Genomic DNA, 22,682 nt, shown 5'->3' on the forward strand with positions numbered 1-22,682 from the left:
GATCACTTGTGCGCCTCGCTCCGCCGGGCGGACCCTAGTCTGTCGGGGTGGCGGACGACACGGCGGACAGCACCGCGCGCACCACGGCCGACAGCACCCGGCGCACCACGGCGCAGAGCGCGGCGGAGGGCCGGGCCGAGGAGTGGCGCGGCTGGCGGGCGGCGACCGAGGAGGCCCTGTACGGGCCGGACGGCTTCTACCGGCGGCCCGAGGGCCCGGCCGGTCACTTCCGTACGTCCGTGCACGCCTCGCCGCTGTTCGCGGTGGCCGTGGCGCGGCTGCTGTGCCGGGTCGACCGGGCACTGGGCCGCCCGGCGACGCTCGACTTCGTCGACATGGCGGCCGGGCGGGGCGAGCTGGCCACGGGCGTGCTCGCCGCGCTGCCTGCGGACGTGGCGGCACGCACGCGCGTGCACGCGGTCGAGATCGCCGCCCGGCCGGAGGGACTGGACGACCGGATCGCATGGTCGGGGCAGGCCCCGCGGGGGATCACCGGGCTGCTGTTCGCCAACGAGTGGCTGGACAACGTGCCGCTGGAGGTCGCGGAGGTGGACTCCGCGGGCGTGCCCCGGCGGGTCCTGGTCCGGCGGGACGGCGCGGAACGGCTCGGGGAGCCGGTGTCGCAGGCGCAGGCGCGGTGGCTGGCCCGGTGGTGGCCGCTGCCCGCCGAGCAGGGCCTGCGCGCGGAGATCGGGCTGCCCCGCGACGCCGCCTGGGCCGACGCGGTCTCGCACGTCGAACGGGGCCTCGCGGTCGCCGTCGACTACGCGCACACGGCCGGCGCGCGACCGCCCTTCGGAACGCTCACCGGCTTCCGGGAGGGCCGGGAGACGGCGCCGGTGCCGGACGGGTCGTGCGACATCACGGCGCATGTGGCGCTGGACGCGTGCGCCGCGTGCGCGCCTCCGGGCGCCCGGCTGCTGACCCAGCGCGAGGCCCTGCACGCCCTGGGAGTCACCGGCGTACGGCCCCCGCTCGCTCTCGCCTCCACGCGCCCCTCGGAGTACGTACGCGCCCTCGCGCGCGCCGGGGAGGCCTCCGAACTCACCGCGGCGGGTGGGCTCGGCGAATTCGGCTGGCTGGTGCAGCCCGTCGGCCTCGCGGAGGCGGACGCGGCGGCCCTACTTGTCGATGTCCCCGACCACGAAGAACATTGACCCCAGGATGGCCACCATGTCCGCCACGAGCGTGCCCGGCAGCAGTTCGGTGAGCACCTGGATGTTGTTGTACGACGCCGAGCGCAGCTTCAGCCGGTACGGGGTCTTCTCCCCCTTGCTGACCAGGTAGTAGCCGTTGATCCCGAGCGGGTTCTCGGTCCACGCGTACGTGTGCCCCTCGGGTGCCTTGAGGACCTTCGGCAGCCGCTGGTTGATCGGGCCGGGCGGCAGCTCGGCCAGCCGGTCCAGACAGGCGTCGGCGAGGTCCAGCGCGTTGTGGGTCTGCTCCAGCAGGCACTCGAAGCGGGCCAGGCAGTCGCCCTCCTGCCGGGTGACCACCTTCAGGGTGTCCTGCACCTCACCGTACGCCAGGTACGGCTCGTCGCGGCGCAGGTCGAAGTCGACGCCCGAGGCGCGCGCGATGGGACCGCTCACGCCGTAGGCGTGCACGGCCCGCGGCGAGAGGACGCCCACGCCCCGGGTGCGGCCCCGGAAGATCTCGTTGCCGAGCACCAGGTCGTCGAAGACGTCCATGCGCGAGCGCACGGCGGCCACCGCGGCACGCGCGCGCGCGGCCCAGCCGGCCGGCAGGTCCTCCTTCAGGCCGCCGACCCGGTTGAACATGTAGTGCATCCGGCCGCCGGAGACCTCCTCCATGACGTTCTGGAGGACCTCGCGTTCCCGGAACGCGTAGAAGACCGGGGTGATGCCGCCCAGTTCCAGCGGGTAGGAGCCGAGGAACATCAGGTGGTTGAGCACCCGGTTCAGCTCGGCGAGCAGGGTGCGCGTCCACACCGCGCGCGCGGGCACCTCCATGCCGAGCATCCGCTCCACGGCGAGGACCACGCCCAGCTCGTTCGAGAAGGCCGACAGCCAGTCGTGGCGGTTGGCCAGCATGACGATCTGGCGGTAGTCCCGTGCCTCGAACAGCTTCTCCGCGCCGCGGTGCATATAGCCGATCACCGGCTCGGCGCGCAGGATGCGCTCGCCGTCCAGCACCAGCTTCAGCCGCAGAACACCGTGCGTGGACGGGTGCTGGGGCCCGATGTTGAGCACCATGTCGGTGCTCTCCGCGGCGCCGCCGATCCCGACCGTGGTCTCCGTCGTGGGAGTCATGGACACAGTCTCTCGTACGTACGCTTGCCTCATGGAAACGGGGATCCCGGAGGACGAACGGGCGGCGGCCGAGGGCGGGCCGGCGTGGAGGGCGCTGCCGCGCGGCCTGCTGCGGATGCGCCGGCTGCTGCTGGTGGTGTGGATGGGCCTGTTCGCCCTGGCCGCGGGGCTGCTGCCGGGCCTGCTGGCCGGTCCCGCCTGGTCGGCGTTCGCACTGCTGCCGCTGGCGGTGATGGCGTGGGGCTGGGTGCTGCTCGGCCGCAACTGGCGCTCGTGGCGCTACACCGAGCGCGCCGACGACCTGCTGATCAGCCGGGGCGTGCTGTGGCGCGGGGAGACCGTCGTGCCCTACGGGCGGATGCAGCTGGTCGAGGTCACCTCCGGACCCGTCGAGCGGCACTTCGGGCTGGCCACCGTGCAGCTGCACACGGCCGCCGCCGCGACCGACGCGACCATCCCCGGCCTCGACCCGGCCGAGGCCGAACGGCTGCGCGACCGGCTCACCGAACTCGGCGAGGCACGATCGGCGGGGCTGTGACGGCGGCGGAGGACGAAGAGGCCATACGCGAAGAGGCCGTACACGGAGAAGCCCAGCGCGGAGAAGCCGTACCCGAAGAGGCCGTGAGCGACGGGGACATGTCCGAGAAAGCCGCGAGCGACGCGGCCGTGCGCGACGGGCGGCCCGTGACCGAGCGGCGGCTGCATCCCGTCACGCCCCTGAGACGGGCGTGGGCGCCGGTCGCCGTGCTCGCGGGCTGGGCCGTACACGACCCCGACCAGACGCAGCGGCACCTGACGCGGCTGACGACCACCACGCTGCTGATCGGGCTCGCGGTCGTCATACCCGCAGCCGCCCTCTACGGCTTCCTGTCGTGGTGGTTCACGCACTTCGCGGTGACCGGCTCCGAACTGCGCATCCGTACCGGGCTGTTCTTCCGCCGCACCGCGCACATCCGGCTGGAGCGGATCCAGGCCGTCGACGTCACCCGGCCGCTGCTCGCACGGGTCGCGGGCGTGGCCAAGCTGAAAATCGACGTCATAGGGACGGACAAGAAGGACGAACTCGCCTTCCTCGGCGAGGAGGAGGCCCGGGCGCTGCGCGCCGAACTGCTCGCGCGCGCGGCCGGGTTCGCGCCCGAGACGGCACACGAGGTCGGCGAGGCACCCGCGCGGGAGGTGGTCCGCGTACCCGGGCGCGTGATCGCCGTCTCGCTGCTGCTGACCGGCGCGACCTGGGGATCGCTGGTCGCCGCGGTCGTCGTACCGCCGCTGCTGTGGCTGGCCACCCACAGCCTGTGGACGGTGCTCGCCGCCGTCCTGCCGCTGCTCGGCAGCGCCGTGGCGAACAGCGCGGGGCGCTTCGCCGCCGAGTACGACTGGCTGGTGAGCGAATCGCCCGACGGGCTGCGGATCGACCGGGGACTGCTGGACCGCACGCACGAGACGGTGCCGCCGGGGCGGGTGCAGACCGTTCGGATCGTGGAACCGCTGCTGTGGCGGTGGCGCGGCTGGGTGCGGGTCGAGCTGGACGTCGCCGGGTCGTCGAACTCCGTGCTGCTGCCGGTCGCTCCGCGGGAGGTCGCCGAGTCGGTGATCGCCCGGGTCCTGCCCGGGGTGACGGTGCCGCAGGCCGCCGACCTGCTCCGGCCGCCGCGGCGCGCCCGGTGGTGCGCGCCGGTGTGGTGGCGCGGGCACGGGATCGCCGTCACCGACGCGGTGTTCGCCGCGCGGCACGGACTGCTGCGGCGCCGGCTCGCGCTGGTGCCGCACGCGAAGGTGCAGAGCGTACGGCTGCGGCAGGGGCCCTGGCAGCGTGTGTGGGGCCTCGCCGGCGTGCACGTGGACAACGGGGCCGACAAGACCGTGACGGCCCGCCTGCGGGACGCTCAGGAGGCGGCCCGGCTGCTCCGGGCCCAGGCGGAGAGGTCGCGCACGGGACGCCGGAGCGCACGACCGGACCGGTGGATGACCTGACCGGCGGACGACGGGCCCGGTGGATGACATGAGTGCGACGCCGGGCGGGCGCCCGGCGTCGCGGTGTGGCGTGGTGTGGCGTGACGGGGGAAGCGGCCGTCAGGAGGCCGCGGTGCGCAGCCCCGGAAGGTCGATCCGCTCCGTCTCGTCGTGGGCCGTCAGGTCGATGATCTGACGGCCGGCGGCCGGCGCGTCGGCGTCGGCCGGCTTGTACTGGGACTCGGCCTCGGCCTTGTGCAGGGCGAGCGCCTCCTGGCCCACGACGTCGGCGAAGTCGTCGTTCCGGACAGTGCCCGGCTCGGTGTCCGCCGCGTCCTTCTTCGTGCCGAAGAAGTCGAATCCGCCCTCGACCAGCGGGCGCCGCGTGGGCGCGGCCGGTACGACGGCCACCGCGGTCGGCACGGTGAAGTGCCCGGAGGGCAGTTGCGGCGCGGCCTTCGCCGGCTCGATCGCCGCGGCGGAGGGGGCCGATGCGGCCTGCTCGCCCGGATCGGCGGCGGTGGACCGGTCGGCGGGTCCGGCGGGTTCGACGGGTTCGACGGCTTCGGCCACCCCGGTCGCCTCGGCAGGGTCACTCGGGCCGGCCGTCTCGGTCGCCTCGGTCGTCTCGGTCGTCTCGGTCGTGGCGGCCGCGTGCTCGGGCGTCTCGCCCGTCCCGGCCTCCCGCGCGGGATCCGGGTCGGCGTCGCCGTCCGCCGTCACGGCCGATTCCCGCACCGGGTCGGTCTCCGACGCCGTGTCAGCTTCCTCGGAGGAGCCCGCCTTCGCGGCCTCGTCCGTCCGCGCCGCCCGGGCGCCGCCCTTGCCCAACCGCGACAGCGCGGCCTCGGCACGCAGGTACAGCTCGGACCCCTCCGGGGAGAACACGGCGGCGGCCGCGGACCCCGGCTTCTTCTCGATGGGCCCGGTCGCGGGGGCCGCGGACTCGTGCGTCTCCGTGACCGCGGTGTCCGGGGCGGCCGTCGGCGCGGCGGGCAGCGCGAGCATCTCGGAGCCGGACTCGATCTCCAGCAGGCGACGGCCCTCCAGCGCGCTCGCGCGCTCGGTCTCCGCCGTGGCGTACCGCCGAAGCAGCGACGCGTGCTCGTTGCGCAGTCCCGCGAGCTCCGTGCGCTTGGCGCGCAGCTTCTGCTCGAGGCGGCCGCGCAGTTCGCGCGACTCCTCGAGGTCGGTCTCGAGTTCGGCGACCCGTTCCTCGAATCGCCACTCGTCGCTCGCACGCGCGCGCGTGAGGTCGGCCACCCGCCGTCCGGCCTGCGCGTCCCAGCGACGCATGACGAACGCGCCGAGAACAGCGGTCACCGCGGCGGTCCCGGCGAGCAACCGCAGCACCACCGCGTCCGTGAACGCCCAGGGACCAAGGGCGCAGACGACAGCGACGCCGGCGATCGCCGAGGAAGGCAACAGCCTGTGCAGGGGTGGGGAATGGCGGTGACGTCCACGTGGCATGGCCAGAAACTTACCGCGCGTACGCGAATCATGCCGGGCCGCCCCGCAAAAAGACAGCCATAACGAAACCTTCATGCGTCACAGGGAGTTCCGGCCGCGTTTTCCTCCACCTCTTCCCTCGCCTTCCGTTGCTCCGGCCCGCTCGTCTTCCCGCACTTCCGCCGCCGTTTCAACAAGATCATTTTCAGCGGTCGCCGAGCAGGCCGCTCATCCACTGCAGCGTCGCCGGGATCTCGCGCCGCCAGGTGTTGAAGTTGTGGCCACCGCTGTCGAGGATGATGGACGCGATACGCGTCTTGTTCGTCGCCTTCACGGCGTCGATGAACCTGAGCGTCGACTTGTAGTTGGTCTCGCCGAGCTTGCTGCTGGTGACGAGCAGCGAAGTGTCGGGCGCCTTCAGGTGCTTGATGCTCCACATCAGATCGGCACGGTTCCGCAGATTCCTGTCCCCTTGAAAAAGATCACCTGTGGTCGGGTCGGTGGGCGCCTTGTAGTACGGGGACAGGCCCGCGCCCGCGGCATACACCTCGGGATGGTGCAGGGCGAGTTTCAGCGCGCAGTAACCGCCCGTGGAGTCGCCGACGATGCCCCAACTGCCCGGTTTCTTTCCGACCCGGTAGTGCGCGAGAACCGCGTCCGGCAGATCCTTGGCGAAGAACGACTCGGTCTGCGGGCCGCCCGGGACGTCCACGCACTCCGTGTCACGCGGCGGCGCCACCGAGGGCCGCAGCATCACCAGGATCATCGGCTGCATCCGCCCGGTCCTGGCGAGTTCCTGTGCGGTGTGCGGGTAGCGCAGCTTGCTGACCAGCGCCTGCGCGGTGCCCGGGTAGCCGGTGAGGACCACGGCCGCCGGGAAGGTACGGGTCCGGTACTGCGGCTGGAAGTACTCCGGGGGCAGGTAGACGAACGCGGGCGCGGCGAGGTGCGTCGTACGGCCCACGATGCTGACCTTCTGGATCTGACCGGAGACGTCCGGCCGGTCGCCGTTGCCCAGCCGCACCTGCTGGGTGCCGATCACCTGGAGGGGTCCGCCGGTGCGGCCGTGTGCCGTGTTGTCCATGACAACTCCGGGCGCGTTCTCCTGCCCGAACAGATCCGCCCAGCTGGCGTAGAAGCCGAATGCCTGGTTGGCGGCGAGTCCGACGCAGGCGAAGATCGCCACCTGCGTGGCCAGCAGCATGCCGACGCGTCCGGTCACCGCGCGCCAGGTACCGCGGGCCAGACTCGGCCAGAACCACACCGTGCCGACGAACAGCAGCACGGCGCAGAGGATCGCCAGTGCCAGCACTTTGTTGCTCATGAGACCCATGGGCTTTTCCCGCCTGCGCTTCCCGCCCAGGGCCCGCCGACGCTTCCTTGCGAGGGCTTGCCCTGGGCTTTCCCTGCCCTTTGACCCGACTTTCCGTTGGGGAGTGAACCTTCTCCCCCGAGACACCGTCCTAGAGGGCGCAATGTCGCCGGATGCCCGGATCGGCACCGGATTCAAGGTTTCTCGCAGAACTATGGGATGCGATGTCTGTCAGGGTAGATGGGGAAATGTCGGACGGGGTTCCGGACCGATCGAGCAGGATGCGGCGCATACTCCGCGGCCCGCGCCCCGAGGCGGTCCCCGTACTGGTCGGCAGGGCCTGCGCGGTCGTCGGTCTCCTGGACATCGCCGCGGGCGTCTTCCCGCGCTTCCGGCACAGCCGCATGCACGCCCTGGCCGAGGTGCTGCCGGGCTCGTTCGGCCCGTTCGCCGCGGCGCTCTCGCTCAGCGTGGGCGTGCTGTTGCTGCTGCTCGCGCACGGCCTGAGACGGCGCAAGCGCCGGGCCTGGCGCTCGGCCGTGGTCCTGCTGCCGGCCGGTGCGGCGGCGGAGTTCGTCTACCGGCACTCGATCGTCGGGGTGGTCATCTCGCTGGCGCTGCTCGCGCCGCTGCTGATCCACCGCGGCGAGTTCGCCGCGCTGCCGGACCCGCGCAGCCGCTGGCGGGCACTGGCCAACTTCGTCCTGATGAGCGCCGGCTCACTGGCCCTGGGCATGATCATCGTCAGCGTGCACACGCACCGCATGGTCGGCGACCCCAGCGTGGCGGACCGGCTGACCCATGTCGTCTACGGCCTGATCGGCTTCGAGGGCCCGGTGGACTACCGGGGCAACACCTCCTGGACGGTCGCCTTCTCCCTCGGCGCCCTCGGCTGGCTCACCGCCGTCACCACCGCCTACCTGGCCTTCCGGCCCGAGCACCCGGCGGCGCGTCTGACCGAGGAGGACGAGACCCGGCTGCGCGAGCTGCTGGCCCGGCACGGCGGCCGCGACTCCCTCGGCCACTTCGCGCTGCGCCGCGACAAGGCGGTCGTGTTCTCCCCCAGCGGCAAGGCGGCGGTGACGTACCGCGTCGTCTCCGGCGTGATGCTCGCCAGCGGCGACCCCATCGGCGACGTCGAGGCCTGGCCGGGCGCCATCGAGCGCTTCATGGACGAGGCCAAGGCCCACTCGTGGACGCCCGCCGTGATGGGCTGCTCCGAGACCGGCGGCGAGGTGTGGACCCGGGAGACCGGTCTGGACGCCCTGGAACTGGGCGACGAGGCGGTGGTCGACGTCTCGGATTTCTCGCTCGCCGGACGCGCGATGCGCAACGTCCGCCAGATGGTCAAGCGCATCGAGCGAGCCGGCTACGAAACCCGGGTGCGGCGCATCCGTGACCTCGGCGGCACCGAGCTGGAGCGCGTCCGGCGGGCCGCCGAGGACTGGCGCGGCACCGACACCGAACGCGGCTTCTCCATGGCGCTCGGCCGGATCGGCGACCCGGCCGACGGCGAGTGCCTCATCGCCACCGCCCACAAGCAGGACGCGGAGCCGGGCGAGTACGGCGACCTGAAGGCGATCCTGCACTTCGTGCCGTGGGGCGGGGACGGCGTGTCCCTGGACCTGATGCGGCGCGACCGCTCGGCCGACCCCGGCATGAACGAACTGCTGATCGTGGCGGCGCTCCAGGCCGCCCCCAAGCTCGGCATCACCCGCATATCCCTGAACTTCGCGATGTTCCGCTCGGCGCTGGCGCGGGGCGAGAAGATCGGCGCGGGCCCGGTGCTGCGCGCCTGGCGCGGGCTGCTGGTCTTCCTCTCCCGCTGGTTCCAGATCGAGTCGCTGTACAAGTTCAACGCCAAGTTCCAGCCCCGCTGGGAGCCGCGGTTCGTCGTCTACCGCGCCTCCTCGGACCTGCCCCGCATCGGCTTCGCCGCCATGCAGGCCGAGGGCTTCGTCGACCTCGCCCTGCCGCTGCCGCGCTTCCTGCGCCGCCGCTCCGCCGCCCAGAGCCCCTGCGCGCACTCGGTGGCGGAAGGGGACATGCGCGCAGCATGACCCCGGACCGGCCCGGGCGGACCTCCCACCCCCTCCAGTACAGGGAGGTTCCGTCCGGGCCACAGCACGAGGGGGCCAGGGACGGGGCCTACGCTGAGCGTATGAGCAACTTCAGCGGGCGCGGCCGCGTGGCGGGCCTTCCGACGTGGGGCCGGTGCGCGGTGATGGGGGTCGTGAACGTGACCCCCGACTCCTTCTCCGACGGAGGCCGCTGGTTCGACACGACCACCGCCGTCAAGCACGGCCTGGACCTGGTCGCCCAGGGCGCGGACCTGATCGACGTCGGCGGCGAGTCCACCCGGCCCGGCGCCACCCGCGTCGACGAGGACGAGGAACTGCGGCGGGTCATCCCCGTGGTGCGCGGCCTCGCCGCCGAGGGCGTCACGATCTCCGTCGACACCATGCGCGCCCGCGTCGCCGAGCAGGCCCTCGCGGCCGGCGCCGCTCTCGTCAACGACGTCAGCGGCGGTCTCGCGGACCCCGCCATGATTCCCGTGGTCGCGGACGCGGACGCCCCCTTCGTCGTGATGCACTGGCGCGGCTTCCTGGAGGGCGGCAACGTCCGCGGGGTGTACGAGGACGTCGTCTCCGAGGTCGTCGACGAGCTGCACGCGCGCGTGGAGGCCGTCCTGGAGGGCGGGATCGCCGCCGACCGCGTCGTCGTCGACCCCGGTCTCGGCTTCTCCAAGGAGGCCGGGCACGACCTCACGCTCCTGGCCCACCTCGACCGCCTGCGCGGGCTCGGCCACCCCGTGCTGGTCGCCGCCTCCCGCAAGCGGTTCCTCGGGCGGGTGCTGGCCGGCCCGGAGGGCGCGCCCCCGCCCGCGCGCGAGCGCGACGCCGCCACCGCCGCCGTCTCCGCCCTCGCCGCGCACGCCGGCGCCTGGGCCGTGCGCGTCCACGAGGTCCGCGCGACGGCGGACGCGGTACGCGTCGCCCGCGCCGTGGAAGAGGCACGCACTCCCGCGAGCGCGCCGGAGGACCGCGCGCACCCCTCCGGTGACGGGCAGGCGGACGGCAGACGTGGTGCGCACGGCCCCGCCGAAGGAGAGCGGTGAGCGCGCCCCACACTGACGTCGAACAGGTGGAGGCCGCCAACACCGCCTACTACGAGGCCGTGGAGCGGGGTGACTTCGAGGAGTTGTCCGCGCTCTGGCTCACCCCCTCCGACCTGGGCGTCGACGAGGAGTACCACGACCCGGCCGACACCGGCGTGATCTCGTGCGTGCACCCCGGCTGGCCGGTGCTCACCGGACGCGGGGAGGTGCTGCGCTCCTACGCGCTGATCATGGCGAACACCGACTACATCCAGTTCTTCCTGACCGACGTGCACGTCTCGGTGACCGGTGACACCGCCCTGGTGACCTGCACCGAGAACATCCTCAGCGGCGGCCCCGCCCCCGCGGCCGGCGGCGAACTCGGCCCGCTGGTGGGACAGCTCGTCGTCGCCACCAACGTCTTCCGTCGCACCGGTCCGGGATGGAAACTCTGGTCCCACCACGCCTCTCCCGTTCTGGCCGAAAACGACGGCGCCGAGGACGACGACACGCCCGCCTGAGTGGGTAGGCGCTGGAGCAGGAACGCGGAGTGGCCGGAATCACGGACTTCGGGAAAAGGGCCGCCCACCGGTCCGTGAGCAACCGGGTTCTCCAGGGGAAACACACGGTGAAACCTGCCGGGCCCGGGCGCCCCCGCCTCCCCGCGGCCCGGCTCCGTCAGTGCCCGCAGGTAGATTCATGCCAGGCCGGTGTGCCGCCCGCACGCGGCAAGGACCGGCCGCCGCCGACGATTGCAGGAGTGATTCGCGTGGATCGTGTCGCGCTGCGCGGCCTGAGGGCCCGCGGGCACCACGGTGTGTTCCCCAAGGAACGCGAGGAGGGCCAGACCTTCCTCGTGGACATCGTCCTGGGAGTCGACACCCGGCCGGCCGCGGCCGACGACGACCTGGCGAAGACCGTGCACTACGGCATCGTGGCCGAGGAGGTCGTGGCCGTGGTGGAGGGCGAGCCCGTGAACCTCATCGAGACGCTCGCCGAGCGCATCTCCCAGGTCTGTCTGAAGCACGACGGGGTCCTGGAGGTCGAGGTCTGCGTCCACAAGCCGGACGCCCCGATCACCGTTCCCTTCGACGACGTGACCGTCACCATCACCCGGAGCCGAGTATGAACGCGCCTTTCACCAAAGGGCCCACCGACCCGACCGTCCAGCCGGTGCCCGCCTCGGTCGTCGAGAAGGTCGACGCCGCGGACACCACTCTGCAGAACCCCAAGCGAGCCGTGATCTCGATCGGCTCCAACCTCGGCAACCGCCTGGAGACCCTCCAGGGGGCCGTCGACGCCCTGGAGGACACGCCCGGCGTCCGCGTCAAGGCCGTCTCCCCGGTCTACGAGACGGAGCCGTGGGGCGTCGAGCCCGGCAGCCAGCCGTCGTACCTCAACGCGGTGGTGGTCCTCAAGACCACGCTGCCGCCGTCCTCGCTGCTGGAGCGCGCCCACGCCGTCGAGGAGGCCTTCAGCCGGGTCCGCGACGAGCGCTGGGGGCCGCGCACGATCGACGTCGACATCGTCGCCTACGCGGAGACCGTCTCCGACGATCCGCTCCTCACGCTCCCTCACCCGCGCGCCCACGAACGCGCCTTCGTCCTCGCCCCGTGGTACGACGTGGACCCGGACGCACAGCTCCCGGGCCGGGGCGCGGTGGCTAATCTGCTGACCGCGCTCACCCGGGAGGGCGTCGAGCCCCGGGCGGACCTGGAACTCCGGCTGCCCGAGTAGTCGTTAAGGTCAGGGCGACGCAAGGTCTGCGACCGGCCTCGGTCCGGGGGAGCTGAAGGGACACCGTGAGAGAGCTGCATATCAGGGTGCTGGCAGGCGTGTTCGTCGTCGCCGGAGTGCTGTCCTGGGCGGGCGCCCGGCTGTGGAACGCGGTGGGGACACTCCCCGGCGTCCCGCTGGCCGCCCCCATCGTCCTCGCCCTGATCGCCGCGGTCCTCCTGTCCACGGCGCTCTCCCTGCGGGCCCGGCTGAAGGCCCAGCGCGAGCGCCGGCCCGGCGCCAAGGGCGTCGACCCCATGATGGCCGCCCGCGCGGTCGTCTTCGGTCAGGCCAGCGCCCTGGTCGCCGCCCTCGTCGCCGGCATGTACGGCGGCACGGGCGTCGCCCTGCTGGAACTCCTCGACATCCCGGCCCGTCGCGACCAGGCCGTCTACGCCGGCTTCTCGGTCCTCGCCGGCATCGCGGTGATAGCGGCCGCCCTGTTCCTCGAACGGGTCTGCAAACTCCCGGAGGACGATGACCAGAACCCGCCGGGGGCGGAACCGACCGCTTGAGCCCGGCGGGCGGCGTACGCGGGTGAGCGGGCGGGCGTGTGCGCTCCGTCCGCGTCAGCGCGCCATGATGAGGCTCATCGCCTCGTTCCGCGTCGCCGCGTCCCGCAGCTGACCGCGCACCGCCGAGGTGATGGTCTTCGCGCCGGGCTTGCGGATGCCCCGCATCGACATGCACATGTGCTCGCACTCCACCACGACGATCACCCCGCGCGGCTCCAGGATCTCCATCAGCGAGTCCGCGATCTGGGTGGTGAGCCGCTCCTGCACCTGCGGGCGGCGGGCGTAGACGTCCACGAGCCGGGCCAGCTTCGAAAGACCCGTGATCTTCCCGCTGGTGGACGGGATGTAGCCGACGTGCGCGACACCGCGGAACGGTACGAGGTGGTGCTCGCAGGTCGAGAACACCTCGATGTCCTTGACCAGCACCATCTCGTCGTGCCCGAGGTCGAACGTCGTCGTCAGCACGTCCTCGGGCTGCTGCCACAGTCCCGCGAATATCTCCTTGTACGCCCGGGCCACCCGTGCCGGAGTCTCCCGCAGGCCTTCACGGTCCGGGTCCTCGCCGACCGCGATGAGGAGTTCGCGTACGGCGTTCTCGGCGCGCTTCTCGTCGAACTCACCGAGGAAGCCCTCGCCGTCCAGCGTCACGGGGTCGGTCATGTGAAGCCTCGTTCCTGTGTGTCTGATCTGCGGACATGCGAAATGCCGCGCCCCCCAGGCTAGAACCTGGGGGGCGCGGCATGCATTCCGGGGCCGTTGGGCGTCCGGAGCGGGCTCCGGTCAGTTGTCCGGACGGTCCTCCGGCACCTGCTCCGTGGCCGGGGCGGGTTCCGTCGCCGTGGACTTGACGGTGCTGATCGCCGCCGTCGAGCCGTTGGCCCCGTTCGTCAGCGCGAGCTCCTTCGGGGAGAGCACCGGCGGGCGGGTGGACGGGGTGCGGCGGGAGGAGCCGGTCCAGGCGGGCCGAGGCGGCCGCTTGACGATCGGGGCGAAGACCTCGGCGATCTCCTCCTTGCCCAGGGTCTCCTTCTCCAGGAGGGCCAGGACGAGGTTGTCGAGGACGTCGCGGTTCTCGACCAGGATCTCCCAGGCCTCGTTGTGCGCGTTCTCGATGAGCTTCTTGACTTCCTCGTCCACCAGCGCGGCGACCTCTTCCGAGTAGTCGCGTGGGTGAGCCATCTCACGTCCGAGGAACGGCTCGGTGTTGTCGCCGCCGAACTTGATCGCGCCGAGACGCTCGGTCATGCCGTACTGGGTGACCATCGCGCGGGCCGTGGTGGTGGCCTTCTCGATGTCGTTCGCCGCGCCCGTGGTCGGGTCGTGGAAGACCAGCTCCTCGGCCGCGCGACCGCCCAGCATGTAGGCGAGCTGGTCCAGCATCTCGTTGCGGGTCGTCGAGTACTTGTCCTCGTCGGGCAGGACCATCGTGTAGCCGAGGGCCCGGCCGCGGGACAGGATCGTGATCTTGTGGACCGGGTCGGAGTTCGGCGAGGCCGCCGCGACCAGGGCGTGACCGCCCTCGTGGTACGCGGTGATCTTCTTCTCCTTGTCCGACATGATCCGGGTCCGCTTCTGCGGGCCCGCGACCACGCGGTCGATCGCCTCGTCCAGCATGTGGTTGTCGATCAGCTTCTTGTCGCTGCGGGCCGTGAGCAGCGCGGCCTCGTTCAGGACGTTGGACAGATCGGCACCCGTGAAGCCGGGGGTGCGGCGGGCGACGGCGGACAGGTCGACGTCGGGCGCGACCGGCTTGCCCTTCTGGTGGACCTTCAGGATCTCCAGACGGCCCTGCATGTCGGGGCGGTCCACGGCGATCTGGCGGTCGAACCGGCCCGGACGCAGCAGCGCCGGGTCGAGGATGTCGGGCCGGTTGGTGGCCGCGATCAGGATCACGCCGCCCTTGACGTCGAAGCCGTCCATCTCGACCAGCAGCTGGTTCAGCGTCTGCTCGCGCTCGTCGTGACCGCCGCCGAGGCCGGCGCCGCGGTGACGGCCGACCGCGTCGATCTCGTCGACGAAGACGATCGCCGGCGCGTTCGCCTTGGCCTGCTCGAACAGGTCGCGGACCCGGGAGGCGCCGACGCCGACGAACATCTCGACGAAGTCGGAACCGGAGATCGAGTAGAACGGGACGCCGGCCTCGCCCGCGACGGCACGCGCGAGCAGGGTCTTGCCGGTGCCGGGCGGGCCGTAGAGCAGCACGCCCTTGGGGATCTTCGCCCCGACGGCCTGGAACTTGGCCGGCTCCTGGAGGAACTCCTTGATCTCGTGGAGCTCCTCGACGGCCTCGTCCGCGCCCGCCACGTCCGAGAACGTCGTCTTCGGGGTGTCCTTGGTGATGAGCTTGGCCTTCGACTTGCCGAAGTTCATCACCCGGGAGCCGCCGCCCTGCATCTGGTTCATCAGGAACAGGAAGACGACCACGATGAGAACGAAGGGGAGCAGGGAGAGCAGGATGCCGACGAAGGGGCTCTGCTTCGACGGCGAGACCGTGTAGCCCTTCGGGATCTGCTTGTCCTGGTACTTGGTCTGCAGCGTGTTGGCGATGGTCACGCCTTGGTCGCCGATGTAGCTCGCCTGGATCTTCGAGCTGCCGTCGACCTTCTGGCCGTCCTTGAGCTCGACCTTGATGGTCTGCTCGTCGCCCGTGGTCAGCTTGGCCTGCTGGACCCTGTTGTCATTGATCGCCGCTACGACCTTGCCCGTGTCCACCGTCTTGTAGCCGCCGGACTGACCGACGACATTCATCAACACGACCACGGCAAGGACGGCCAGCACGATCCACATGACCGGCCCACGGAAGTATCGCTTCACGTCCATCCATACGGAGCGGTGCCGCCCCGTCCCTCCTGCCACAGTGAGTTTGATAAGACAGTTCTTCTGACGGTACCCCAGCATTGGGGCTCGATGCCGCACCGTAGGGCGGACGTACCCGTCTGCTTGCTCCAACGGCTTCGGTGCCGCCGGGGTTCCCGATCACGTACCGCGCTTGAGCCCTGAGGGGTCAGCCGCCGTAGACGTGGGGAGCGAGCGTACCGACGAACGGCAGGTTCCGGTACTTCTCGGCGTAGTCCAGGCCATAGCCGACGACGAACTCGCTGGGGATGTCGAACCCGACCCACTCCACGTCGATGGCGACCTTCGCGGCCTCGGGCTTGCGCAGCAGTGTGCACACCTTCAGGGAGGCGGGCTCCCGGGAGCCGAGGTTGGAGATCAGCCAGGAGAGGGTCAGGCCGGAGTCGATGATGTCCTCGACGATCAGGACGTGCCTGCCCTTGATGTCGGTGTCGAGATCCTTGAGGATGCGCACGACGCCGGAGGACTGGGTGCCCGCGCCGTACGAGGACACGGCCATCCAGTCCATGGTGACGGGGGTGGACAGCGCACGGGCGAGGTCCGCCATGACCATCACCGCGCCCTTGAGGACGCCGACGATCAGCAGGTCCTTGCCCGCGTACTCCGCGTCGATCTTCGCGGCCAGCTCGGCCAGCTTCGCGTCGATCTCTTCCTTGGTGATGAGTACCTTCTCGAGGTCGGCACCCATGTCTTTCGCGTCCACCCGCATCACTTTCGGTCGTCTCACCGGCGTTGACGGTCCTCCTCCGGACTCCGCGTCAGCGGGCCGGCCGAAGGGTCCCGATTCAGCCTTGCCGAATCACCAGTCTGCCACCCTGCCGCTGGGCGACCACCCTGCCGGGCAGGTTGATGGCCTTCTGACCGCGCCAACCGGTGATCAGCCGGTCGACTTCCTCGATGTGCCGGGCGAACAGCGAACCGGCCGGAGCACCGGCGTCGATGGCGGCACGGCGCAGGATGCGGCGGCGTACGGCGGGGGGCAGGGCGTACAGCTTGGCGCACTCCAGGCGGCCGGCGTCGTCGCGGACGGTGGCCTCGGCCTGGCGGGCCCAGGCGTCGAGGGCGTCGGCGTCGTCGCGGGAGAGCTGGGCGGTGCGCGCGAGGGCCTCCACGACGCCCTTGCCGAGGGCCTTCTCCAGGGCCGGGAGGCCCTCGTGGCGCAGCCGGGAGCGGGTGTAGGCCGGGTCGGTGTTGTGCGGGTCGTCCCAGACGGGCAGGGACTGGACCATGCAGCCCTTGCGGGCGGTCTGCCGGTCGATGTCCAGGAAGGGGCGGCGGTAACGGCCGCCGGCCCCCGAGACCGCGGCCATTCCCGACAGGGAGCGGATACCGGAGCCGCGGGCGAGGCCGAGGAGCACCGTCTCGGCCTGGTCGTCGCGGGTGTGGCCGAGCAGGACGGCGTGGGCGCCGTGGCGTTCGGCGGCGGCGTCGAGGGCGGCGTAGCGGGCGTCGCGGGCGGCGGCTTCGGGCCCGCCCCCGCGGCCGACGGTGACGGAGACGGCCTCGACCGGGTCCAGGCCCAGTCCGCGCAGCCGCTGGGCGACCTCCTCGGCGCGCAGGTCGGAGCCGGCTTGCAGGCCGTGGTCGACGGTGACACCGCCGGCCCGGATGCCGAGTTTGGGGGCCTCGAAGGCGAGGGCGGAGGCGAGCGCCATGGAGTCGGCGCCGCCGGAGCAGGCCACGAGCACGAGCGGCGACGGCGGACGCTCGTGGGGGGCCGGTGTGTCCTGGGCGGCAGGCGAGGCCGATGCGGCCTGCGGGGCGGTCGCCCGGGCAGGGCCCGGCGTCGGCGCGCCGTGCGGGGGCTGCCCGGGGAGCCGCGCGGGCAGGGGGCCCGACCAAGCGGGCGCCGGCGCGGGGTGGGGCGAGAGCTGTTCGTCGAGGATGTCGTGGAGGACGCGGCGTACCGCCAGGCGTATCGCCGCGACCGCAGGATGGGGACCCATGTCCGGTTCCCTTCACGGAGTCTTCGGGGGGTGAGCCCGATATCGGTCACTCAGAGTGCGTCGATGGTGACAGAAACAGGCCGTTCCCCGAGCATTGCACGCCTACGCATGGCTCACGGTCCCTCGGACGAGTGATTGAAGTGGCGTTCGCCTGCCATGGGCCGGATGCAGCGGCGCGCATTTCCCGGCCCTCGCACCTGTGATCACGGTTCGGCCCTGCGGTGCACCCGTGCGATCCAGTCCGCCGGCTTGGAGATCTCCGCCTTGGTGGGGAGGGTGTTGGGCGAGGTCCACACCCGGTTGAAGCCGTCCATGCCGACCTGCTCGACGACCGCACGCACGAAGCGCTCACCGTCGCGGTACTGCCGCAGCTTGGCGTCCAGGCCGAGCAGCTTGCGCAGGGCCATGTCCAGGCGGGAGGCGCCCTTGGCGCGGCGCTGCTGGAACTTCTCGCGGATCTCCGCCACGGTCGGCACGACGTCCGGGCCGACGCCGTCCATCACGTAGTCGGCGTGGCCCTCCAGGAGGGACATCACGGCGGTGAGGCGGCCGAGGATCTCGCGCTGGGCCGGGGTCTGGACCATCTCGACCAGGGAGTGGCCGCCGTCGTCCTCCTCGCCCTCGGGGCGGCCGCCGGCCAGCGACTGGGCGGCCTCGCGGATGCGCTCCAGGAGAGCCATGGGGTCGACGTCCGTCTCCGCGAGGAAGGACTGGATCTCGCCCTCGAGGTGGTCGCGCAGCCAGGGCACGGCGGTGAACTGCGTGCGGTGCGTCTCCTCGTGCAGGCAGACCCACAGGCGGAAGTCGTGGGGGTCGACGTCGAGTTCGCGCTCGACGTGGACGATGTTGGGGGCGACGAGCAGCAGCCGGCCACCGCCACCGGGCGAGTCGGGGGGCCCGCCGGCCGGCAGGTCGCGGGTGGCGGGGGCGAAGGTCTCGTACTGGCCGAGGACGCGGGAGGCGAGGAAGGACAGCAGCATCCCGAGTTCCACGCCGGTGACCTTGCCGCCGACGGCGCCGAGGACCGCGCCGCCGGGGGTGCCGCCGCGCCGCTCCTGCATCTTGTCCAGGAGCGGTTTGAGGATCTCGCGGAACCCGGCGACGTTCGCCCGCACCCAGCCGGGGCGGTCGACCACGAGTACCGGGGTGTCGTGGGTCTCATGGGTGCCCAGGCGGGTGAACCCGCGGACGTGTCCCTCGGACGCCTTGGCGTGCCGGCGCAGTTCCGCGACGACGGCCCGGGCCTCGTCCCGGCTCACCTCGGGACCCGGCCGTACCAGTCGGGTCGCGGTCGCGACCGCGAGATTCCAGTCGACCATCCCGGGAGTTGCAGCACCACCGATGCTCGTCATGTGTCAACGGTACGTGAGCAGTGCCGCTGGGGGCAGGCCATGGCGCTGGGTGGTGGCGCCCTTTGTGGATCCGGGGGCCGGAGCGGCGGTGGTGGGCGGGTCTCAGTCGCAGGCGCAGGTGGCCAGGGTCGTGACCGCGTGGTCGAGGGCCGACTGGGCAGCTTCCGGGCCGGTGGTGTTCTCCGCGAGGAAGGCGAAGGCCAGCAGGTGGCCGTTGCGGGCGACGACCGTGCCCGCGAGGGTGTTGACGCCCGTCAGCGTGCCTGTCTTCGCCCGTACGAGCCCGGCGGCGCCGTCCGCGTAGCGGCTGGTCAGGGTGCCGGTGAAGCCGGCGACCGGGAGGCCGGTGAGGACCGGACGGAGGCCGGGATCGGCCGGATCGGCCGCCTTGGCCAGCAGGGCCGTGAGCAGGTCCGCGGTGAGCCGGTCGGCGCGGTTGAGCCCGCTGCCGTCGTGGAAGTCGGCGCCCGCCAGGGGCAGGCCGAGTTCCCTCAGCTGGGCGGCGATCGCGGCGGCGCCCCCGTCGAAGTCCGGCCGCCCGCCCGTCGCGGCGGCCGTCTGGCGGGCCAGGGCCTCGGCGATGTCGTTGTCGCTGTTGGTGAGCATCCGTTCGACCAGGCTCGACAGCGGGGGCGAGGAGACGGTGGCCACGGTCTCCGCGCGGCCGGACGCCTTGGCGGGACCGGCGACCGTGGTCCGGATGCCGTGCCCGGAGAGCAGGTCGGCGAAGGCGCGGGCGGCGTCCGCCGCCGGGTCGGCCACGCGCGGGGCCGGGCCGCTGGTCGAGCCGTCGGTGCGGGCCTCGTCGGTCATCAGGGCGCTGACCGGGGCGAGGTTGTCGTTCACGCCGATGGGGTGCAGGAGGGGACCGGCGTACAGGGTGGTGTCGTGGGAGAGCGTCACCTCGGTCACGCCCCGCTTGGTCAGCGCGATCGCCGTGTCGGTGGCGAGGGTGCGCAGGCTCGCCAGGTTCGCGGCGTCCTTGCGGGCGGTGAGCGTGGGGTCGCCGCCCCCGATCAGGACGAGTTTCCCGGTGCCGGGCTCCAGGGCGGCGCGGGTGGTGAGCCGGTGGTCGGAGCCGAGGGCGGACAGCGCGGCGACGGCGGTGGCGATCTTGGTGGTGGAGGCGGGGACGAGCGGGTCGCCGGCGCTCTGGCCGTAGAGCCGCTCGCCGCTGGTGACGTCGAGGACGGCCGCGGCGTGGTGGGTGCCGAGGGCGGAGTCCCTCAGCAACGGGTCCAGGGCGGCCGCGACGGCCGAGACGTCCGACGCGGGCCGCGCCGGGTCGCCGGCGCCGCCGAGGCCCACGAGCACCGGCACGGCGCTGGGCGCGGGCTTCGCCCCGCCGTCGGACCCAGACCCGGACGCGTCGGATGTACGGGACGGATCCGGCATACCGGTCCGGTGGTCGTGATCTGCGCCACCCGTGCGCCCCAGTGCCGCGGCCCGGTCCCGCTCGGCCGTACGCTGGCCGGAGGAGTCCCAGGGCCCGGCGGCGGTCACCACACCGGCGGCGAGCGCGAGCCCGGCCGTGGCGGCACCCGCGGTGTACTGCCAGGTCATCGGCTTCGCGAGCCGCGACCCGGCGGCCCCAACCGCGGGTCGCACGGCGGCCTGCGCGGCCCGTACGAGCCGCGGCCGTGCGGCCCGTGCGAGACGGGCCAGGCGCGGTCTCGCGGCTCGCCAGGCTCTCAGCTCCGGCACGACCACCAGCCCCTTTCGCGATCACACACCTGCGTGAGGGACACTTAATCACCAGAACTATGTGCTGATCATGGAGGAGCCACCGGTGGAGTTCGACGTCACGATCGAGATCCCGAAGGGTTCGCGGAACAAGTACGAGGTGGACCACGAGACCGGTCGTATCCGCCTGGACCGTCGACTCTTCACCTCGACCAGCTACCCGGCCGACTACGGCTTCGTCGAGAACACCCTCGGCGAGGACGGCGATCCGCTGGACGCGCTGGTCATCCTGGACGAGCCGACCTTCCCCGGCTGCCTCATCAAGTGCCGCGCGATCGGCATGTTCCGGATGACCGACGAGGCCGGCGGCGACGACAAGCTGCTGTGCGTGCCGGCGTCCGACCCGCGGGTGGAGCACCTCCGGGACATCCACCACGTGTCGGAGTTCGACCGCCTGGAGATCCAGCACTTCTTCGAGGTCTACAAGGACCTGGAGCCCGGCAAGTCCGTCGAGGGCGCCGACTGGGTGGGCCGCACCGACGCCGAGGCGGAGATCGAGCGTTCCATCAAGCGTTTTCAGGAGCACGGCGGTCACTGAGCCCCGCGCGTCCCACGGGCCGCACCATCCCCACGGGGACGGTGCGGCCGTTCGCGTTCCTGTACGTCCGTCTGCGCATACTGAGCCTGACGGAAGGTTTCGTTCAGGGAGCATTACTCAGTGACGGACGCGGAGGACCGCAAGCCGCAGTCGGACGAGGCGCGGAGTGCGTTCAGATTTCCCGCCGGGCCCTCGGTGACCCAGGCGACCCAGGTGATTCCGGTCGTACCGGCGGCCGACGCGGAGTCGTCCACGACATCCGAGTTCGCCGTGCCCGAGGGGCTGGCGGCGCTCAGGACGGGGACCGAGCCGGAGGCCACGTCCGAGTTCGCCGTGCCGGACGGGCTCGACGTCACGTCGCCGCCGGCCGTGGAGCCGGAGGGGTCCGCGTTCAGCACGCCGAAGACCTACAGCGCCCGCCAGGCCCCGCCCGCCTTCACCCCGGCGGGCGGCATCCCGGCGATCGACCTGCACAAGGACGTCCCCTGGCAGGACCGGATGCGCACCATGCTGCGCATGCCGGTGGCCGAGCGGCCGGCGCCCGAATCGGTGCAGAAGGCGGACGAGGGCGGCCCGGCCGTCCCACGCGTGCTCGACCTGACCCTGCGTATCGGCGAGCTGCTGCTCGCGGGCGGGGAGGGCGCCGAGGACGTGGAGGCGGCGATGTTCGCGGTCTGCCGCTCCTACGGCCTGGACCGCTGCGAGCCGACCGTCACCTTCACCCTGCTGTCGATCTCCCACCAGCCGTCCCTGGTCGACGACCCCGTGACGGCGTCGAGGACGGTACGCCGCCGGGGCACCGACTACACGCGTCTGGCGGCCGTCTTCCGGCTCGTCGACGACCTGAGCGATCCGGAGAACCACCTCTCCCTGGAGGAGGCCTACCGGCGGCTGGCGGAGATCCGCCGCAACCGGCACCCCTACCCCGGCTGGGCGCTGACCGCGGCCGCCGGGCTGCTGGCGGGCACGGCCTCCGTCCTGGTCGGCGGTGACCTGATCGTCTTCGTGGCCGCGGCGCTCGGCGCGATGCTCGGCGACCGGCTCGCGTGGCTGTGCGCGGGGCGCGGGCTGCCCGAGTTCTACCAGTTCACGGTCGCCGCGATGCCGCCGGCCGCGCTCGGCGTCGCGCTCACCGTGGCGCACGTCGACGTGAAGGCGGCCGCCGTCATCACCGGTGGACTGTTCGCGCTGCTGCCGGGGCGGGCGCTGGTGGCGGGCGTGCAGGACGGGCTGACCGGCTTCTACATCACCGCCTCCGCGCGCCTGCTGGAGGTCATGTACTTCTTCGTCGGCATCGTCACCGGCGTCCTGCTGGTCCTGTACTTCGGTGTGAAGCTGGGCGCCGCGCTCGATCCGGACGCCGCGCTCGCCATGAGCCGGCGGCCGGTGCTCCAGATCGTCGCCGCGATGCTGCTGTCGCTGACCTTCGCCGTGCTGCTGCAGCAGGAGCGGTCCACCGTGCTGCTGGTGACGCTCAACGGCGGTGTCGCGTGGTCGGTGTACGGCGCCATGCACGACGTCGGCAACATCTCCCCGGTGGCGTCCACGGCCGTGGCGGCGGGCCTGGTGGGCCTGTTCGGGCAGTTGCTGTCCCGCTACCGGTTCGCCTCCGCACTGCCGTACACGACCGCCGCGATCGGGCCGCTGCTACCGGGTTCGGCGACGTACTTCGGCCTGCTGTCGATCGCGCAGAACCACGTCGACAAGGGACTGGTGTCGCTGGCCAAGGCGGTGTCGCTCGCCATGGCCATCGCGATCGGGGTGAACCTCGGCTCGGAGATCTCCCGGCTGTTCCTCAGGATGCCGGGCGCCGCCTCCGCCGCGGGGCGCCGGGCCGCGAAGCGGACCCGCGGGTTCTGACCCGCGGATCCG

20 protein-coding genes and 1 pseudogene are annotated in these 22,682 nt (G+C 72.2%); 11 read left to right on the plus strand and 10 right to left on the minus strand.

Features of this window, described 5'->3' with window-relative positions; all coding sequences use genetic code 11:
* Window positions 1–176: 176 nt before the first annotated feature.
* Window positions 177–1,157: an SAM-dependent methyltransferase gene (locus ACIQFZ_RS31700; RefSeq protein WP_402692828.1), complete on the plus strand. Its 981-nt coding sequence runs from the start codon at window positions 177–179 to the stop codon at window positions 1,155–1,157.
* Here ACIQFZ_RS31700 and ACIQFZ_RS31705 read toward each other — a convergent pair.
* On the minus strand, window positions 1,122–2,273 hold the full coding sequence (locus ACIQFZ_RS31705) for an NADH-quinone oxidoreductase subunit D (RefSeq protein ID WP_402692819.1): 1,152 nt from the start codon (window positions 2,271–2,273) through the stop codon (window positions 1,122–1,124). The genes ACIQFZ_RS31700 and ACIQFZ_RS31705 overlap by 36 nt on opposite strands.
* A 31-nt stretch (window positions 2,274–2,304) precedes the next feature.
* Here ACIQFZ_RS31705 and ACIQFZ_RS31710 point away from each other — a divergent pair, with 31 nt between their 5' ends.
* Together ACIQFZ_RS31710 and ACIQFZ_RS31715 are read left to right on the plus strand one after the other, a co-directional pair.
* A complete protein-coding gene (locus ACIQFZ_RS31710) occupies window positions 2,305–2,811 on the plus strand; it encodes a PH domain-containing protein (RefSeq protein WP_402692820.1) in 507 nt (168 codons plus the stop codon).
* 98 nt (window positions 2,812–2,909) lie between these two features.
* Window positions 2,910–4,247: a PH domain-containing protein gene (locus ACIQFZ_RS31715; RefSeq protein WP_365432712.1), complete on the plus strand. Its 1,338-nt coding sequence runs from the start codon at window positions 2,910–2,912 to the stop codon at window positions 4,245–4,247.
* 99 nt (window positions 4,248–4,346) lie between these two features.
* Here ACIQFZ_RS31715 and ACIQFZ_RS31720 read toward each other — a convergent pair whose 3' ends face one another.
* Together ACIQFZ_RS31720 and ACIQFZ_RS31725 are read right to left on the minus strand one after the other, a co-directional pair.
* The gene (locus ACIQFZ_RS31720; RefSeq protein ID WP_402692821.1) at window positions 4,347–5,696 is read right to left on the minus strand and encodes a hypothetical protein; all 1,350 of its coding nucleotides are present in this window, start codon (window positions 5,694–5,696) and stop codon (window positions 4,347–4,349) included.
* Between the two features lie 184 nt (window positions 5,697–5,880).
* Entirely contained in the window at window positions 5,881–7,008 is a 1,128-nt protein-coding gene (locus ACIQFZ_RS31725; protein WP_365432703.1) for an alpha/beta hydrolase-fold protein, read from the minus strand.
* A gap of 227 nt (window positions 7,009–7,235) precedes the next feature.
* Here ACIQFZ_RS31725 and ACIQFZ_RS31730 point away from each other — a divergent pair, with 227 nt between their 5' ends.
* The 6 genes from ACIQFZ_RS31730 to ACIQFZ_RS31755 all read left to right on the plus strand — a co-directional run bounded on the left by ACIQFZ_RS31730 (window position 7,236) and on the right by ACIQFZ_RS31755 (window position 12,375).
* On the plus strand, window positions 7,236–9,047 hold the full coding sequence (locus ACIQFZ_RS31730) for a phosphatidylglycerol lysyltransferase domain-containing protein (protein ID WP_383055881.1): 1,812 nt from the start codon (window positions 7,236–7,238) through the stop codon (window positions 9,045–9,047).
* 101 nt (window positions 9,048–9,148) lie between these two features.
* Complete coding sequence (gene folP, locus ACIQFZ_RS31735; protein WP_402692822.1) at window positions 9,149–10,105, plus strand: dihydropteroate synthase; 957 nt, start codon at window positions 9,149–9,151, stop codon at window positions 10,103–10,105.
* Window positions 10,102–10,605 (plus strand): nuclear transport factor 2 family protein, encoded by a 504-nt coding sequence (locus ACIQFZ_RS31740; protein ID WP_361414279.1) that lies wholly within the window; start codon window positions 10,102–10,104, stop codon window positions 10,603–10,605. Before folP ends, ACIQFZ_RS31740 begins: the two co-directional genes overlap by 4 nt.
* Before the next feature lie 248 nt (window positions 10,606–10,853).
* The gene (gene folB, locus ACIQFZ_RS31745) at window positions 10,854–11,213 is read left to right on the plus strand and encodes a dihydroneopterin aldolase (RefSeq protein ID WP_365425817.1); all 360 of its coding nucleotides are present in this window, start codon (window positions 10,854–10,856) and stop codon (window positions 11,211–11,213) included.
* A complete protein-coding gene (gene folK / locus ACIQFZ_RS31750) occupies window positions 11,210–11,821 on the plus strand; it encodes a 2-amino-4-hydroxy-6-hydroxymethyldihydropteridine diphosphokinase (RefSeq protein ID WP_402692823.1) in 612 nt (203 codons plus the stop codon). The genes folB and folK overlap by 4 nt, the downstream gene beginning before the upstream one ends.
* Window positions 11,822–11,886: 65 nt before the next feature.
* On the plus strand, window positions 11,887–12,375 hold the full coding sequence (locus ACIQFZ_RS31755) for a DUF3180 domain-containing protein (RefSeq protein WP_365425821.1): 489 nt from the start codon (window positions 11,887–11,889) through the stop codon (window positions 12,373–12,375).
* 54 nt (window positions 12,376–12,429) lie between these two features.
* Here the strand turns inward: ACIQFZ_RS31755 and folE are convergent, their stop codons facing one another.
* From folE to dacB, 7 genes and pseudogenes are all read right to left on the minus strand, one after another.
* Window positions 12,430–13,035, minus strand: a complete 606-nt coding sequence (gene folE / locus ACIQFZ_RS31760; protein ID WP_225076908.1) for a GTP cyclohydrolase I FolE — start codon at window positions 13,033–13,035, stop codon at window positions 12,430–12,432.
* 120 nt (window positions 13,036–13,155) lie between these two features.
* Window positions 13,156–15,195, minus strand: coding sequence for an ATP-dependent zinc metalloprotease FtsH (gene ftsH / locus ACIQFZ_RS31765; protein ID WP_365425823.1), 2,040 nt, complete (start codon window positions 15,193–15,195; stop codon window positions 13,156–13,158).
* 184 nt (window positions 15,196–15,379) lie between these two features.
* Entirely contained in the window at window positions 15,380–15,940 is a 561-nt protein-coding gene (gene hpt / locus ACIQFZ_RS31770) for a hypoxanthine phosphoribosyltransferase (RefSeq protein WP_361414339.1), read from the minus strand.
* Between the two features lie 76 nt (window positions 15,941–16,016).
* On the minus strand, window positions 16,017–17,060 hold the full coding sequence (gene tilS / locus ACIQFZ_RS31775; RefSeq protein ID WP_376652414.1) for a tRNA lysidine(34) synthetase TilS: 1,044 nt from the start codon (window positions 17,058–17,060) through the stop codon (window positions 16,017–16,019).
* Window positions 17,040–17,177, minus strand: a pseudogene (locus ACIQFZ_RS31780) (tRNA lysidine(34) synthetase TilS); the annotation flags it as partial. The pseudogene ACIQFZ_RS31780 and the gene tilS, both read right to left, overlap by 21 nt.
* A gap of 203 nt (window positions 17,178–17,380) precedes the next feature.
* A complete protein-coding gene (locus ACIQFZ_RS31785; protein WP_365425827.1) occupies window positions 17,381–18,529 on the minus strand; it encodes a zinc-dependent metalloprotease in 1,149 nt (382 codons plus the stop codon).
* Between the two features lie 102 nt (window positions 18,530–18,631).
* Window positions 18,632–20,239, minus strand: coding sequence for a D-alanyl-D-alanine carboxypeptidase/D-alanyl-D-alanine-endopeptidase (gene dacB, locus ACIQFZ_RS31790; RefSeq protein WP_402692824.1), 1,608 nt, complete (start codon window positions 20,237–20,239; stop codon window positions 18,632–18,634).
* Between the two features lie 79 nt (window positions 20,240–20,318).
* On the opposite strand from dacB, the gene ACIQFZ_RS31795 reads away from it, so the two are divergent.
* Both ACIQFZ_RS31795 and ACIQFZ_RS31800 read left to right on the plus strand, forming a co-directional pair.
* Window positions 20,319–20,810: an inorganic diphosphatase gene (locus ACIQFZ_RS31795; protein ID WP_141366388.1), complete on the plus strand. Its 492-nt coding sequence runs from the start codon at window positions 20,319–20,321 to the stop codon at window positions 20,808–20,810.
* A 120-nt stretch (window positions 20,811–20,930) separates the two neighbouring features.
* Complete coding sequence (locus ACIQFZ_RS31800) at window positions 20,931–22,670, plus strand: threonine/serine exporter family protein (RefSeq protein ID WP_365425831.1); 1,740 nt, start codon at window positions 20,931–20,933, stop codon at window positions 22,668–22,670.
* The last annotated feature ends 12 nt before the right edge of the window (window positions 22,671–22,682 follow it).

Origin of the sequence: Streptomyces sp. NPDC093064, from assembly GCF_044754605.1 — a bacterium.
In the GTDB taxonomy this organism is placed as follows: Bacteria; Actinomycetota; Actinomycetes; order Streptomycetales; family Streptomycetaceae; genus Streptomyces.